Source organism: Tardiphaga sp. P9-11, assembly GCF_008329525.1.
Classification (GTDB): domain Bacteria; phylum Pseudomonadota; class Alphaproteobacteria; order Rhizobiales; family Xanthobacteraceae; genus Tardiphaga.
This window is the reverse complement of sequence record NZ_NPKQ01000003.1, coordinates 306,613-321,058: the sequence shown is the minus strand read 5'-3', so window position 1 is coordinate 321,058 and position 14,446 is coordinate 306,613. Positions and strand designations below refer to the sequence as shown.

General features: G+C 61.0%; 20 protein-coding genes. 8 read left to right on the top strand and 12 right to left on the bottom strand.

From position 1 onward, the window contains the following. Nucleotides 1–3: 3 nt before the first annotated feature. Nucleotides 4–435, bottom strand: coding sequence for a GNAT family N-acetyltransferase (locus CIW50_RS14195; protein ID WP_149531880.1), 432 nt, complete (start codon nt 433–435; stop codon nt 4–6). Next, entirely contained in the window at nt 432–932 is a 501-nt protein-coding gene (locus CIW50_RS14190; protein WP_149532097.1) for a type III secretion system chaperone family protein, read from the bottom strand. Before CIW50_RS14190 ends, CIW50_RS14195 begins: the two co-directional genes overlap by 4 nt. 420 nt (nt 933–1,352) lie before the next feature. On the opposite strand from CIW50_RS14190, the gene CIW50_RS14185 reads away from it, so the two are divergent. Then, nucleotides 1,353–1,868, top strand: coding sequence for a 6,7-dimethyl-8-ribityllumazine synthase (locus CIW50_RS14185; RefSeq protein WP_149531879.1), 516 nt, complete (start codon nt 1,353–1,355; stop codon nt 1,866–1,868). 107 nt (nt 1,869–1,975) lie between these two features. Here the strand turns inward: CIW50_RS14185 and CIW50_RS14180 are convergent, their stop codons facing one another. The 6 genes from CIW50_RS14180 to lgt all read right to left on the bottom strand — a co-directional run bounded on the left by CIW50_RS14180 (nt 1,976) and on the right by lgt (nt 7,668). Beyond that, on the bottom strand, nt 1,976–2,929 hold the full coding sequence (locus CIW50_RS14180; RefSeq protein WP_149532096.1) for a ribose-phosphate pyrophosphokinase: 954 nt from the start codon (nt 2,927–2,929) through the stop codon (nt 1,976–1,978). Between the two features lie 166 nt (nt 2,930–3,095). Continuing rightward, nucleotides 3,096–3,707, bottom strand: a complete 612-nt coding sequence (locus CIW50_RS14175; RefSeq protein ID WP_149531878.1) for a hypothetical protein — start codon at nt 3,705–3,707, stop codon at nt 3,096–3,098. A 158-nt stretch (nt 3,708–3,865) separates the two neighbouring features. Beyond that, nucleotides 3,866–4,798, bottom strand: a complete 933-nt coding sequence (locus CIW50_RS14170; RefSeq protein WP_149531877.1) for a MerR family transcriptional regulator — start codon at nt 4,796–4,798, stop codon at nt 3,866–3,868. 125 nt (nt 4,799–4,923) lie between these two features. Beyond that, nucleotides 4,924–5,694 (bottom strand): peptidoglycan editing factor PgeF, encoded by a 771-nt coding sequence (gene pgeF / locus CIW50_RS14165; RefSeq protein ID WP_149531876.1) that lies wholly within the window; start codon nt 5,692–5,694, stop codon nt 4,924–4,926. Beyond that, a complete protein-coding gene (locus tag CIW50_RS14160; protein WP_149531875.1) occupies nt 5,691–6,815 on the bottom strand; it encodes a class I SAM-dependent methyltransferase in 1,125 nt (374 codons plus the stop codon). The genes pgeF and CIW50_RS14160 overlap by 4 nt, the downstream gene beginning before the upstream one ends. Nucleotide 6,816: 1 nt before the next feature. Next, a complete protein-coding gene (gene lgt / locus CIW50_RS14155; RefSeq protein ID WP_149531874.1) occupies nt 6,817–7,668 on the bottom strand; it encodes a prolipoprotein diacylglyceryl transferase in 852 nt (283 codons plus the stop codon). 176 nt (nt 7,669–7,844) lie between these two features. Between lgt and CIW50_RS14150 the strand changes: the two genes are divergently transcribed. The 4 genes from CIW50_RS14150 (at nt 7,845) to ychF (ending at nt 10,799) form a co-directional block, all read left to right on the top strand. Next, on the top strand, nt 7,845–8,096 hold the full coding sequence (locus tag CIW50_RS14150; RefSeq protein WP_149531873.1) for an accessory factor UbiK family protein: 252 nt from the start codon (nt 7,845–7,847) through the stop codon (nt 8,094–8,096). A 240-nt stretch (nt 8,097–8,336) separates the two neighbouring features. Then, a complete protein-coding gene (locus CIW50_RS14145) occupies nt 8,337–9,047 on the top strand; it encodes a 50S ribosomal protein L25/general stress protein Ctc (RefSeq protein ID WP_068731165.1) in 711 nt (236 codons plus the stop codon). Between the two features lie 21 nt (nt 9,048–9,068). Continuing rightward, nucleotides 9,069–9,692, top strand: a complete 624-nt coding sequence (gene pth, locus CIW50_RS14140) for an aminoacyl-tRNA hydrolase (RefSeq protein ID WP_149531872.1) — start codon at nt 9,069–9,071, stop codon at nt 9,690–9,692. A 9-nt stretch (nt 9,693–9,701) separates the two neighbouring features. Next, entirely contained in the window at nt 9,702–10,799 is a 1,098-nt protein-coding gene (ychF, locus tag CIW50_RS14135; RefSeq protein WP_149531871.1) for a redox-regulated ATPase YchF, read from the top strand. A 47-nt stretch (nt 10,800–10,846) separates the two neighbouring features. Here the strand turns inward: ychF and CIW50_RS14130 are convergent, their stop codons facing one another. Continuing rightward, nucleotides 10,847–11,158: a DUF4282 domain-containing protein gene (locus CIW50_RS14130; protein WP_149531870.1), complete on the bottom strand. Its 312-nt coding sequence runs from the start codon at nt 11,156–11,158 to the stop codon at nt 10,847–10,849. 178 nt (nt 11,159–11,336) lie between these two features. Here CIW50_RS14130 and CIW50_RS14125 point away from each other — a divergent pair, with 178 nt between their 5' ends. The 3 genes from CIW50_RS14125 to CIW50_RS29065 all read left to right on the top strand — a co-directional run bounded on the left by CIW50_RS14125 (nt 11,337) and on the right by CIW50_RS29065 (nt 12,553). Further along, entirely contained in the window at nt 11,337–11,795 is a 459-nt protein-coding gene (locus CIW50_RS14125; RefSeq protein ID WP_149531869.1) for a MaoC family dehydratase, read from the top strand. Nucleotides 11,796–11,804: 9 nt separating this feature from the next. Next, nucleotides 11,805–12,287, top strand: coding sequence for a MaoC family dehydratase (locus CIW50_RS14120; RefSeq protein ID WP_149531868.1), 483 nt, complete (start codon nt 11,805–11,807; stop codon nt 12,285–12,287). A gap of 122 nt (nt 12,288–12,409) precedes the next feature. Further along, entirely contained in the window at nt 12,410–12,553 is a 144-nt protein-coding gene (locus CIW50_RS29065) for a hypothetical protein (protein ID WP_172980332.1), read from the top strand. 74 nt (nt 12,554–12,627) lie between these two features. Here CIW50_RS29065 and CIW50_RS29060 read toward each other — a convergent pair whose 3' ends face one another. The 3 genes from CIW50_RS29060 to CIW50_RS14110 form a co-directional block, all read right to left on the bottom strand. Continuing rightward, entirely contained in the window at nt 12,628–12,765 is a 138-nt protein-coding gene (locus CIW50_RS29060; RefSeq protein ID WP_172980331.1) for a hypothetical protein, read from the bottom strand. A gap of 141 nt (nt 12,766–12,906) precedes the next feature. Further along, nucleotides 12,907–13,347, bottom strand: a complete 441-nt coding sequence (locus CIW50_RS14115) for a hypothetical protein (protein WP_116663831.1) — start codon at nt 13,345–13,347, stop codon at nt 12,907–12,909. A gap of 171 nt (nt 13,348–13,518) precedes the next feature. Next, nucleotides 13,519–14,418 carry a hypothetical protein gene (locus CIW50_RS14110; protein ID WP_149531867.1) on the bottom strand — a complete coding sequence of 300 codons (900 nt, stop codon included), beginning with the start codon at nt 14,416–14,418 and terminating at the stop codon, nt 13,519–13,521. Nucleotides 14,419–14,446 lie beyond the last annotated feature (28 nt).

Sequence of the window (14,446 nt, the reverse complement as noted above, 5' to 3'; positions counted from 1 at the left end):
GACCTAGATGAAGCTCTTTTTCAGGAAGTAGCGCGGGCCGCCGCGCGGATAGTCTGGGATTTCACCGAATACTTCATAGCCCCGCTTCTCGTAGAAGCTGCGCGCCTGAAACCAGTAGGTGTCGAGCCACAGACCGATGCAGCCGCGCTCGCGCGCGATTTCTTCAGCCTTGGCGAGGATCTTCGAACCGATATCCTGGCCGCGGAACTGCTCGGGCACGACGAACAGCTCGACAAAACACCAATTGAACGCCGTCTTGCCCCAGATGCCGCCGATCGGTTCGCCGGTCGCGGGATCGTGGATCAGGATCGAGAGCGGCTGGTGATTGTTCGGTCCGACCGTCTTGGTATTGTAGGCCAGCAAGGCATTGGCGACGACCAGACGTTCCGCTTCACCGGGCGCATCCGGCACGGTGATGACGGGAACGCTGGTCATGCTTCGCCGGCTGTATCAAACATCGCGGCAGACATTGCTTCGGCCGCGGTCTTGCCGGCCCATACCACGAACTGCAACGCTGGATAGTAGCGCTCGCAGGAATGGATCGCCGAGACCAGCATGGCTTCGCATTGCGCAGTCGTCGCGATGAGACCATCCGGTAGCACCAGTGCCTGCCGGTACATCACCATGCCTGAGTGAGTCCAGATATCGAAATGACCGACCCACATCTGTTCGTTGATCATGGCGATCAGGCGCTGCACTTCGGCGCGGCGTGCGGGTGGAATCTTCATGTCGAAGGCGCAGGCCAGATGCAGCGCTTCGATTTCGTTCATCCAGGTGAAGGAGAGTTGGTAATCGATCCAGTCACCTTTGGAAACAATTGTGACTTCGTCTTCGCCCGAGCGCTCAAACGCCCAGTTATGATCAGCGGCAATATCCTCGACAACCGCGAGCGGGTTGAGCCGTGAATCGATAGTGCTTTCGAGGAGTGACATGCCGTCGCGACCTTGCTCTTGAAATGTGATGATGCAAACAGCTGGCCGGTACGCGAAAATGTCGGAGCGTCGCTGCAGGCTGCAAGTTCTATTCATCCAGACCTTGCGAGTTTGAAGTGATGTGATTTGCTGAATCTGCGCAACGGCACCACGAATCCATCCACAACCAAACAACCCCTCATCCACAGGTCATCTCGTCGCAATGAGAACAAACCGGAATCGGATTCTCGGATTGCGAGTCTGTGCGGTGCGCCCTCGCGTGCCGCGAGTCCGGTTAGAGGTAACTATTGATTCCGCCGCGGGGCATGCAGGCTTTCCCAGCCTCGCAAGAGTCCTGTTGGGCCCCGATACAGCCTCTGGACGGCCTTGCTGGGTTGGTTCGGTTTCGGCATAGTTTGGCCATAACGAAAGTATCAGGCCATGAACGACACGACCTCCGAGTCATCCGCAGTCCAGCAACACCCGCGCTTTGCCAAGCCGCAGCGCGTCGCCTTCGTGCAGTCGTCCTGGCATCGCGACATGGTTGCGCCCTGTTGGGAGGCATTTCTGAGCGAAATAGAGGCGCGCCATATCAGCCCGTCGCAGGTTGATCTGTTCGAAGTGCCTGGCTCGTTCGAGATCCCGCTGCATGTGCAGGTGCTGGCCAAGACGCGGCGCTACACAGCGATCGTCGCGGCCGGCCTGGTGGTCGACAGCGGTACCCGCGGCTTTGTAGCAGACACCGTCATCCGTGCGCTGATGGATGTGCAACTACGTACCGAGATCCCGGTGTTCTCGGCCGTGACGGCGCCAGAGGATTTCCGTGAGACGGAAGAGAGCGCGGCATTCTTCCGCAAGCACTTTGCGGAGAGCGGCCTGAAGGTTGCTGCGGCCTGCGCCGAGACGTTGCTGAGTCTGGAGCGTCTGCGCGGGCAGGTGGCGGCGGGGATCGTGTAGGGGGTCTTGTCGGATGGGTAGAGCGTCTTCGCGAAACCCATCGTCTTGTCTTCGAGTGATGGGTTTCGCTTCGCTCTACCTATCCTACGGATTGAAGAATGCGAGCTTTAGTCGAACAGGCTCGACACTGACTCTTCCGCTGCCGTGCGGCCGATCGCTTCCCCGATCAGGGATGCGATCGACAGCGTGCGGATGTTCGGCGACTTGATCACGGCTTCGGTCGGTTGAATCGAGTCCGTAATCACCAGTTCCTTGAGCTTCGAATTGGTGATGCGCGCCGCTGCGCCGCCGGACAGCACGCCGTGGGTGAGATAGGCGTAGACGTCCTTGGCGCCATTGGCGAGCAACGCATCGGCGGCGTTGACCAGCGTGCCGCCGGAATCGACGATGTCGTCGATCAGAATGCAGGTATAGCCGGCGACGTCGCCGATCACGTTCATCACTTCGGATTCACCGGCGCGTTCGCGGCGCTTGTCGACGATCGCCAGCGGCGTGTTGATGCGCTTGGCGAGGCCACGGGCGCGCGCCACACCGCCGACGTCCGGCGATACCACCATCACATTATCGAGGTCAAACTTCTCCTTGATGTCGCGCACCATCACCGGCGAGGCAAAGAGATTGTCGGTGGGAATGTCGAAGAAGCCCTGGATCTGCCCTGCATGCAGGTCGAGCGTCATGACGCGGTCGACGCCCGCATGGGTGATCATATTGGCGACCAGCTTGGCTGAAATCGGCGAGCGCGAGCCCACCTTGCGGTCCTGCCGGGCGTAACCGAAATACGGAATCACCGCGGTGATGCGGCGTGCGGACGCGCGGCGCAGCGCGTCGGTGACGATCAGCAATTCCATCAGATGGTCGTTGACCGGAAATGAAGTCGACTGAATGACGAAGACATCCGAGCCGCGAACGTTTTCCTGGATCTCGACGAAGATTTCCATGTCGGCGAAGCGCCGGACATTGGCCTTGGTCAGCGGCAGTTCGAGCCATGCCGCGATTTCGGCCGCCAGAACCGGATTGGAATTGCCGGCGACCAGTTTGATGGAGCCGTTCTTGGCCGACATCGACGCGTCTCCCCGCGGCTTGGTGGATACAACGTTCAGCATATCGGATTACCCACAAGAACTCGTCTAGCTGAGCGAGGTGATATCAAGGACGGCGGCCCGCTGGCAACCCGTGGGCCGCTGTTTTCCTGCGTAAAAACGGGCCTCTGCTTAACGCGTGCTGAAGTTAGCGCGTCTCGGCAAATGCGGTGGCCTGCACGGGCAATTCGTAGGCGCTGGCGATAGCAGGTCCGTTGCCACGCGGCGCAGAAGCCGGCGCCTGATCGTCGGGCGTGGTACCGTTGATCATGCCATTAAGGCCGGTGAGCCCCGCCTGAGCGATCCGGCGCAGAACGAGGTCATCGGCGGTGGCCCAGGCGTCGCGACCACCCTTTCCGGTCCGTTCCTCGCCGGTCAGGCGCAAAGCGCGATTCTGGTCGCGGTCATAGACGTCCCAGACCCAGGCGATCGAGGTCTGACCGCTGCGAACCTGCGCGGAGAGATAGCTGCGGACCCGGAAGGCGGCGCTGTCCTTGCGGGATACAACCGCAAGGTTGCGCAGGCGTGCCTCACTATCCAGAAGGTTGACCATGCGGTCGAAGACCTGCGGCGGCGGCCCGTCGATGGATTCGAATGCGACCGTTGGGCCGGAGGCGGCAGAAAGGCTGGCTTGCGCATTCATGGCGCCGCCCGAATTGGGGACATTGGCGCAACCGGCAAGCCCGAACGCTACGGTCAGCGACAGCGCAGCCTGGATCAGGCGCGGTCTGGCTCGATCGGTAAGGGCAGAAAATCGCATAGGGCGTCCCGACTTCCGTCCGTTCGCCGCAAGCGGCTCCAGACAGGTCGAGCGATATCGTTAAAATGCGTTAAGGTCTAGGGCAGGCTGTGAACTGGGTTTTCAGACCCGGTCTGCGCTGGCTCGAATTTGAGCTAAATCCTAGCCCCGCCGCGACTTTATTCTGCGAGATGATGCTTCATGGCGTCGATGATCCAGTTCCATTCCTGGTTGGGGCTGGTCTGCGGCGGCTGGCCTTTCATGATCGCGACAAGTTCCCAATAGCGCACCGAGCGGGAATCATGTGCGGCGTATCTGGTGCGCAGCCATGCCTTGTAATCGTCGTCCGGCGCGCGGCCCATTACGCGTGCGGAGGTTTCCAGCCATTCCTGGGCAAGCTCGTGTGCTGTCTCCGATCCCGGCCCAAACCCTTGCGCGACAGCGTCCTTGGCTTTTTCCATGAAAGGCTCCGCGGCGGCCTGCCAGGCGTTGAGATCGAAGTCCGCGCCGTCCCAGATTTCTTTTGCGTTGGAGCGCACGTTGGCGACGAAACCCGGATCGTCGAGGATTGCAGAAAGTTCGATCCATGCATCGCACTGCTCGGGTGTCGGGTCATCCGGCAATTCCGGCGTGCTGGCCTCGATCATCTGACGCATCCATTCAGGATCAATGCGCACATCTTGGGACACCTGACTGTAGAAACGTTCAATGACGTTGCGACGTTCGGTGCGGGACAGGTTGATCATGGTCCAGTATCTCCTCAGGTCAGCTTCAGTCAGTTCAGGGGATCGAAGAACCGCACGCAGCGCTGAAGCCACGCGGCGTTGCGAGGCAATTTCCGCCTCAAGCGCGCGAAGTCTTATCCGCAGCGCGTCGGCGAGTGGAAATTCTCGAGACAGCACCTCGCGGATGGCGTCGAGGCCAAGACCTGCATCGCGCAGGCAGCGAATGAGATCGAGGCGCACCAATTCTTCGTCGGTGAAGACGCGGTAGCCGCTCTCCGTCCGCCCGGCAGGCGGCAGCAGCCCCTTGTCGGAATAGAACCGCAGCCGTCTGACCGAAACTCCGCTCAGACGGGACGCTTCTCCAATCGTGTAGGTTCGATGTTTCATGTGAGCCTTGTGCGGCCTCCACTCAGTGGAGAGTCAAGGGCACTTTAGCGGCTCTCGTGCGGAGCATCTCCGCTGGTCAAAAGGCCGCATGGCCTTGTCGGCGCCTGGGAGGCGCGCCGCCGCCGCTATTCGGCTTCCAGCACAATCGAGTGGATCTGGCGGCCGTAATCCGGCTCTTTCCGGTGCACCGAGCGGCGATAGCTGAACAGGCGCTCGTCGGGATAGGTATCGATGCCGGTATCGTCGATAATGGTAATGCCGGCCCGCTCCAGCCGCGTCCGGATGAATCCGCCGAGGTCGAACATGGCATGGCCGGCGCGGGTCGAGGGAATGAAGAAGCGGGCAAAGCCGGCATCGGCCTGGGTGAAGCGCTCGACAAATTCGGCGCCGACTTCGTAGCTTGGCTGGCGGATCAGTGGGCCGATTGCGACCACGATGTCGGAACGGTCGGCGCCGAGTTTTTCCATCTCCGCGATTGTGGTCTCGAGCACGCCGGTCAAGGCGCCCTTCCAGCCGGCATGGGCGGCACCGATGACGCGCGCCTTGGGATCGGCAAACAGCACCGGTCCGCAATCGGCCGTCGTGACGCCGAGCGCCAGACCCTCGACCTTCGTCACCATCGCATCGACGCGCGGACGCGAATCTCCATCCCATGGCGCTGTGGCGACCGCGACGTCGGGTGAATGGATTTGATAGGCGGTGAGGAAGTGCAGCGGGTCGACGCCCATCTCCGCCGCCATACGCCGGCGGTTCTCCGCCACATGCGCGGGATCGTCGTTCGATCCGAGCCCGCCATTGAGGCCGGCATAGATGCCTTCGGAGACGCCGCCGTCGCGCGTGAAGAACGCGTGGCGCAGGCCGGGAATGGCTGACAGCAAGGGCGATGTGAATGTCATGGTTTAGGGGCCTCGATGCCGGTGTCGTCACTGAGCGCCACCAGCGTGTCGATACTGGGATCGGATATACCGACGACCTTGAACATCGAGCCCATGCCGCCGCGGCCGCCGTCGATCAGGCGCTTCAGGGCACCCGAGATCGTTTCCGATACTTCCGGCGTGGCCTTGGCCATCAGCGTCAGCGCGCGTGTCTCGATGCCGAGGCGCTTGAGGAATTCGCCCTGCGTCACCGGCCCATGCACGCGTGCACCGACATCCTCTGCCGCGCGGCCGAGCGCCTGGAAGTCCACATGCGCGGTGATATCGGCCTGGCCCGGATTCTTCAACGGATCGGCGTAGCTGTGCTGCGCAATTGCCTGCAGCGTGTCGCCCGCGTCGCTGCGGACATGGCCGTAGTCGATGATCAGGGCTGCGCCGCCTTCGTCACGCACGCGACTGGCGATCTTCATCATCTCGGTATCGGGCCGCCATTCGAATACGGCACCGACGGGGGCTGCGCGCACCAGTGGCGGCACCAGCACGTCGAAACGCGGCAGTGGGTCAGCCGCCGCGCTGAACATCAGCTGTCCATTGCTGTCGATCTCCACCATACGCTCGTGCCAGCCGCCTTCGCGCTTCACGGCCTGATGGATCGGCAGGACGTCGAAATATTCATTGGCAAGGATGATCGACGGGCCCGCCGGTACGGTCTCGATACTGTCGTGCCAGGTGATGTTGCGGGCACCTGACAGTGTCGCCTTCTGCTTTTCGCGCAACACCGGATTGATCTCGACGAGATGCACGTTCAGCGCCTGATATAGCGGCGGCAGCACGCGCAATGCGCGTAGCGCATCGGCCATCATGGTGCCGCGTCCGGGGCCGAGTTCGATCAGGTGCACGAAGGGCGGCGCGCCCATGGCCCGCCAGACCGAAGCCGACCACAGGCCCAGCAGTTCGCCGAACATCTGGCTGACTTCCGGCGATGTGGTGAAGTCACCCTCGCGGCCGAGCGGATCGCGCGAAATGTAGTAGCCGTGTTGCGGATGGGTCAGGCATAGCTGCATGTAGCGCCACACCGGCATCGGTCCGGTGGACTTGATCAGGCGTTTGATTTCATCTTGCAGCGGCGATTGGTCGGTCACATCAGGCCTTCTTGCCCGGACTCTCTTCGAGCGGTGCCTGCGGCTTTCGCCAGGCGCGCACCATCAAAACGAGTCCCACAAATATCATTGGCACCGAGAGCAACATGCCCATGGTGAGCCCGCCCCACAAAAATCCCAGCTGCGGGTCCGGCTCGCGGAAGAATTCTCCCGTAATACGCGCCAGCGCATAAAAAAAGATGAAGGCGCCGAGGATCAGGCCGGGTCGCTTCAGCGCGCCGGCCCGGATCATCAGCGCGAGAATGAGAAACAGAAAGATTCCCTCAAGCCCGGCTTCATAGAGCTGGCTGGGATGGCGCGGCAACGGCCCGCCATTGGGAAACACCATTGCCCATGGCACGCTAGCGTCGGCATGCCGGCCCCACAATTCACTGTTGATGAAATTGGCGAGGCGCCCCAGCAGCAGCCCGATCGGGCCAACCGCGCAGGTGATGTCGCCGAGCGAGAGGATCGATAGGCCGCGCTTCCAGCAGAACAGGAACACGGCAAAGACGCAGCCCATGAAGCCGCCATGGAACGACATGCCGCCCTTCCATAGCTCCAGGATCTCGGCGGGATGGGCAATGAAGAAATCCAGATTGTAGAACAGCACATAACCGGTGCGGCCGCCGACAATGATGCCGATCGTCACCCACAGGATGAAGTCGTCGAAATCCAGTAGCGAGATCGGCGAGGGGCCGCCCCACAGTCTCGTGCTCTTGATCAGTGCGCGGGCATAAATCCAGCCGAGCACGATGCCGCCGATATAGGCCAGCGCGTACCAGCGAATAACAATCGGACCGAGCGCAATGGCGATCGGATCGAAAACGGGGAAGGCGATGGTCAGGAATGGCATGTGGTGGGCTTACGGCTCCCGATGCCGCCAGTAAAGCATTGGCTTGTGACGAATTGAGGGACTTCTGCAGTTGTGAACGCGAAACGCAGGCGATACTTGAACTGCGCGGCCGGGATCGCCATTGTCGATCTACAACTTAATCCCACGTGTTTGTTCATCCGACCGGAGTTCTTGCCATGACCCAGACCAATAATCGGTTCTTCGACGAGATCGGCCGCCTGATGAACGATGCCGCCGGCGCCGCCCAAGGCGTCAAGCGCGAGGTTGATACGGTTGTGCGCAACCAGGCTGAGAAAATCCTCCGCGACCTCGATATCGTGAAGCGCGAGGAGTTCGAGGCGGTCAAGGATATGGCCCGGCTCGCCCGCGAGGAGAACGAGGCGCTGAAGACCCGGATCGCGGCGCTGGAAGCCAAACTCGGCGGCTGAGTGGAAGCCGGGGTGGCCCGCACGGCGCGCCGGATATAGGCGGCCTGCGCACAGATGGCCAAAATAGGCCCCTGGAAGGGCTCCGTAGACGAAGAAAAAGCCTGTCATTTCCTTGTCTTTTTGACGTTTCGGCGGTAGAAGCCGCCCACGTCCGCAGCCCCCGCACCCCTGGAGGCTTGCTGCAGCGTGAAAACGGGCCGCATTGCGGCCTTTAACTTTTAGAAAACAAGGACTTAAACGATGGCGACCGTCAAGGAATTGAAGGCGACCTCACGTCCGGTCGGCGGCAAGGGGGCCGCACGGGCAGAGCGTCGCGCCGGCCGAGTGCCCGGAGTGATCTATGGTGACAACAAGCCCCCGGTGGCGATTTCGGTGAATGATGCCGAACTGCGTCAGCGCATTCTGGCAGGCCGGTTTCTCACAACGATTTACGACATCGAACTCGAGGGCAAGAAGCACCGCGTGATTCCGCGCGACTTCCACCTCGACCCGGTCAAGGACTTCCCGCTCCACGTCGACTTCCTCCGCCTCGGCGAAGGCGCGACCATCCGCGTCAGCGTTCCACTGCACATCAAGGGTGCTGAAGGCGCTCCGGGCGTGAAGCGTGGCGGCACCATCAACATCGTGACCCACACGATCGAACTGGAAGCCGAAGCCGAGAGCATTCCGCAGTTCCTCGAAGTTGATGTCGGCCAGCTCGATATCGGCACGTCGCTGCACATCACCGACGTTGTTCTGCCGAAGGGCGTGAAGACGCTGGCGCGCGATGCCGACCTGACGCTGGTCACCATCGTGCCGCCGTCGGGCTACGGTGAAGAAGCTGCGACCCCTGCGGCTGCCGCTGCGGCTCCTGCCGCTGCGGGTGCCAAGGCTCCGGCTGCCGGCGCCAAGGCGCCTGCCGCTGGTGCAAAGGCTCCGGCCGCTGCCGCCGCTCCGGCGAAGAAGAAGTAATCCGGCGCGGAGCTCCGCGTCATGCTTCTCTTTGTTGGCCTCGGAAACCCTGGTGCGAAATACCAGGGCAACCGGCACAATATCGGGTTCATGGTTCTCGACGACATCGCGCGGCGTCACGGTTTTGGACCGTGGCGCCGTCGCTTTCAGGGCGAGACCTCCGAAGGCACGCTGGACGGCGAACGCGTCGTCCTGTTGAAGCCCATGACCTTCATGAACGACTCCGGCCGTTCGGTGCAGGAAGCGTCGGCCTATTTGAAGATTTCACTCGGCGATATCGCCGTGTTTCACGACGAGCTCGAACTGCCATTCGCCAAAGTGCGTGTGAAGATCGGCGGCGGCATCGCCGGACATAACGGTCTGCGCTCGATCTCCGCGCATATCGGCAACGATTATCGGCGCGTTCGCCTCGGCATCGGACATCCCGGTGCAAAGGAGCTGGTGCATAATCACGTGCTGAGCGATTTCGCCAAGGCCGAACGGCCGCAGCTCGAAGCGTTCAACGATGCGGTGACCGACCATGTGGGCATGCTGGTCGGTGGTCAGGACTCGTCGTTTCAGAACAAGGTGCATCTGACGATGCAGGCCAAGGGTTTCACGTCGAAGGACGACAACGGCTCCGCTGAGAAGCCGTCGAAGAATTAGGACAGGGTCATGGGATTCAAATGCGGGATCGTCGGGCTGCCGAATGTCGGCAAATCGACGCTGTTCAATGCGCTCACCGAAACCGCCGCGGCGCAGGCCGCGAACTATCCGTTCTGCACCATCGAGCCGAATGTCGGTGAAGTCGCGGTGCCGGACAAGCGGCTAGACAAGCTGTCCGAGATCGGCAAGTCGCAGCAAATCATTCCGACGCGCCTGACCTTCGTGGACATCGCGGGCCTGGTGAAGGGCGCATCGAAGGGCGAAGGCCTGGGTAACCAGTTCCTCGCCACCATCCGCGAAGTCGATGCCGTCGCTCATGTGGTGCGTTGCTTCATCGATGACGACATCACCCACGTCGAAGGCAAGATCGATCCGCTCGCCGACATCGAGATCATCGAGACCGAGCTGATGCTGGCCGATCTGGATTCCTGCGAGAAGCGCATCGACAACCTCACCAAGAAGGCCAAGGGCAACGACAAGGACGCCAAGGAACAGCTCGATCTGGTCCAACGCGCTTTGGTGCTGCTGCGCGACGGCAAGCCGACGCGTTTTCTTGAGCGCAAGCCCGAGGAAGAACGTGCCTTCGGCATGCTCGGCCTGCTGACTTCCAAGCCTGTTCTTTATGTCTGCAACGTCGAAGAAGGCTCTGCCGGAACAGGCAATGAATACTCGCAGCGGGTTGCGGAGCACGCCGCGAAAGAAGGCGCCGTCGCGGTCGCGATCTCAGCCAAGATCGAATCCGAAATCGCGACGCTGTCCCGCGAAGAGCGCACCGAATTTCTCGATACGCTCGGTCTCGAAGAAGCCGGTCTCGATAAGCTGATCCGAGCCGGTTATACGCTGCTGCACCTCATCACCTATTTCACCGTAGGCCCCAAGGAAGCGCGCGCCTGGACCATCACCAAGGGCACCAAGGCTCCGCAGGCAGCGGCCGTGATCCACACGGATTTCGAGAAGGGCTTCATCCGCGCAGAAACCATCGGGTATGACGACTATGTCAGGCTCGGCGGTGAAGCCGGCGCACGCGATGGTGGCAAGCTACGACTGGAAGGCAAGGAATATGTCGTCGCCGACGGCGACGTGCTGCATTTCCGGTTCAATACCTAAGCGTCCTGCCCCGCTCCTCACATGACCGAGGAGCGGGGCTCAAGCACTCAATACTGCTGGTGCTGACCCAGCGTCTGCCCCTGGTCGCGTATCGCGCCGAGATGTTCGTTAATACGGAACACGATCAGAACGAACTCAGCCGCAATGCGTGCGAAGATGATTCCGACGATCACGCTGGCGAGGCTCGACATCACGAGGACGAAACCGCCGAACGGGCTGATGGCCATTGCGGCGAGACCCGAAAAGATACCGGAAATGCCGAACAGGATGATCAGTGCGATCACGAGCCAGTAGAACGTCTTGATGATGGTGGGCGTAATGAAACGGTCCCACTGAAACAAATCCCGAAATTCGAACATCGGTGAAATCCCCCGCCGTGTAGATGAGTGACAAATTCAATTGCATCGAGAAACGGCTTCAAATATCCCGGCCCGACCACATTGACGGGCAGGATCGCGGGAAAGCCATGCAAGCGACCGGGTTGAGATTGCTGCAAATAACGGCCACAATCAGGCTTCCTCGACGGCATTTCGCATTATGACCCTGACATTTGAAGATTTTAAGCCCGGCCACTTCGGGACCTTCGGGCCGCGCCATATTACGCGCGACGAGATTATCGCCTACGCGCGAGAATACGATCCGCAGCCGATGCATCTCGATGAAGTTGCGGCAAAGGCGTCGATGCTCAAAGGACTTTCCGGCTCCGGCTGGCACATGTGCTCGCTGATGATGCGGATGATCTATGACGGATTTCTGCACGGAACCGCATCGATGGGCTCGCCGGGGGTGGATCAGATGCGATGGCTCGCGCCGTTTCGCCCGGGCGACGATCTGACGCTGGATGTCGAAGTAATCGAGGCGCGCGCATCGCAAAGCCGGCCGACCTTGGGCATCGTCAAATTCAAGTTCAGCACACGCAATGCCAAGGGGCAGACGATTTCCGAGATGATCACCCCGATCATGATCGGGCGGCGCGAACCCGCGTCCGGGAACTAGGGGCACTGCATGCGCTATCTGGAAGACATCCAAATCGGTATGCGCCGCGAGCTCGGATCGTTCACGTTTACGGCGGAGTCGATCAAGGCGTTTGCCGAGCAATTCGATCCGCAGCCATTCCATCTCGATGAAGAGGCCGGCCGCAAATCGCTGTTCGGCGGTCTCGCTGCGTCGGGTTGGCATGTCGCGTCGGTGTGCATGAAGTTGCTGGTGGCCGACGGCCAGCGCGCCAAGGCGGAAGCCGAGGCGCGTGGCGAAGAGCCTCCGGTCGGCGGGCCATCGCCCGGCTTTCGTGATCTGCGTTGGATCCGGCCTGTTCTCGCCGACGATACCCTGACTTATAGCAGCGAGGTCGTTTCTGTGCGCGCGACGGCCACACGTCCGGGCTGGGGCATCTTGCAGTCGAAGAACGTTGCCGTTAATCAGCGCGGTGAGGAGGTCTATAGCTTCCTCGGTTCGGTTTTCCTGCCGCAACGGGGCGACACGGCTTAACCATTTCAACTTTTATCGATGGAACCCGATCTCTGTTAAGGGGTTCTGAACCTTGTGAGCGTGATCTGCGACTCACGCATATGGCGACCGAGACGACGTTGCAGGACTATTTGGGGACGACAATGGCTGACCGTACCGGACTGAAATTCGTGGGCTTCATCTTTGCGAGCGTAACGCTTGCGGTGATGCTGGCCACTTGCATGGTGGTCAAGGGTTATGCCGATGGCGCCTATACGCTCGAGAGCAGCGCCGTCGTCAGCCAGTAAATTTTACGATTTGCTAACCAGACCCGCGCCGAACTGCGCGGGTTTTTTCGTGAGTAAGGTCGATGATTGCGGCCTCAGCGGCTCCAGGCCCAGGCGAGCAGCGCCACGGCCACCAACAGCAACCCGACAAAACGCAAGATAATGGTCCCCATCCTGGGTGCGCTGCTGCGCGCCGGAATCGGATCGGTGTTGTTCGGCCGAATGGTCTCCACGAATCAATTCCCCCAGAGCAGTTCACAGGTGCTGCGTAACCGTTGGTCGGGAACGGAACCAATAAAGTTCAATTGAAATGCGCACGAAAAAGCCGCCGCCCTTTCGGACGGCGGCTTTTGATCCGGTCGGTCTGGTGCCGATCAGTCGTGACGCAGGCCGTCAGCGGTGCGCTTCCACTGCGCGACATTGTCGGCAATCAGGCGGGTTGACTTCATCGCGGCCTGGCTGAGCTGGGCGTAGCCGGAGATCTCACGCTGAACGCGCTGGCCTTCGGCGTGAAGCAGGTCGCGCAGGCTCTCCAGTTCGGAAACCAGCTTCTCGATCTCGCCGAGCGAGGTGCCGGCGACGCGCTGGATCAGCGAGTTGACGCTGTTCACGGTCGCTTCGGTGGTGGCTTCCAGCGGCGCTTCGGTAGCGCTGGTGGTTTCGCTTGAATTGTTCACCATGCCAGGCACCGGACGACGGAGGTAAGCGATATCGTTGCGGACGAAGTCGCGGATACCCGCTTCGACTTCAGACACAGCGGCGAGGTTGCTGTCGTCATCTTTGGCTTCCGTCTGTTCTGAACGAATGGCACTCATCAGCTCTTCCTTGTTTGTGTGAAGTGAACTTCACAGTGAGCGAGCGCGGTCCCCCGCACGACAAATTTACGTGTCCATCTGCGCAGTGGATTTTGACGAGATCGCGGCGAATATGCGGCAGGGCGCCGATCTTTGCCGACAATCCTCTGGCAAAGTTTATTAAAACTTACTTTACCAACTATGCTTGAAGCCGGCCGAGAACGTCTTGTTGGTCACGCCCTGAACGGTCTCGCTGATCGATCCGGAGACGTTCACGCCGCCAAACAGCTTCTGCTCGGCGCCGAATTTGCGCAGCCATTTGTCGTCGGTGGTTGCGAGCGATTGTCCGGCGATGAAGCTTGTGCCGGTATCGGTAATGTTGAAGCGCGCGAGTTGATCGGTTTCATAGCTGCGCGTCGGGCGGCCGTTGTAGCCGATGGCCGGGATACTGCCTTGCTGGATCACGTTGTAGCCGCTCTGCAGCGTCAGTGAATACTGGTCGCCGGCAATGGGTACCGACTTGCTGAGCGAGGTGCCCAGTTTGGTCTGATCTGCACTCGGATCGACGCGCGCTTCGATTGCTGTCTTGTCCCAGATCGAACCCACGCCGGGGGCAGTCGCTGCCGCCCAGGCGGTGCCGCCTGATTGGGCCTGCGCCGTGCCGTCCCCGAATTGATTGCGATAGGCATCAGCCGCGCTGCGAGGCGCAGTCTGTCGCGCCACATTGATGTCGGCGCCGACGCGGGTATCCCAGAATGGCGTGACCGATTGCCTGACCGAGAGTGCCGACGCGCCGTTGTTGTCGTTGGACGTCCAGCTGGACGACGGGCTGCCGACGATCAGCGAGGAGCGCTTCTCACGGAGCGATGCCTTTGCCGTCGGCGAATCGTCGGCGTTTAGCAGACTCCAGTCAGGTTCCGGTACGTCGGCAGGGGAAATGGCGGTGCTATCGACCGGCTCAATCTCACCGGGAGGCGGCGCAAGATCGACGAGGCCGCGCCACGGATTCTGCGCGTGAGCCTGAGAGGCCAGCACAATCCCGCCGAGCGCTGCGACGAGCGCCCAATATGTCGGTCTGAATCCTGAAGCCATCGTGCCCACTGCCCAGCAAGATCGCGTA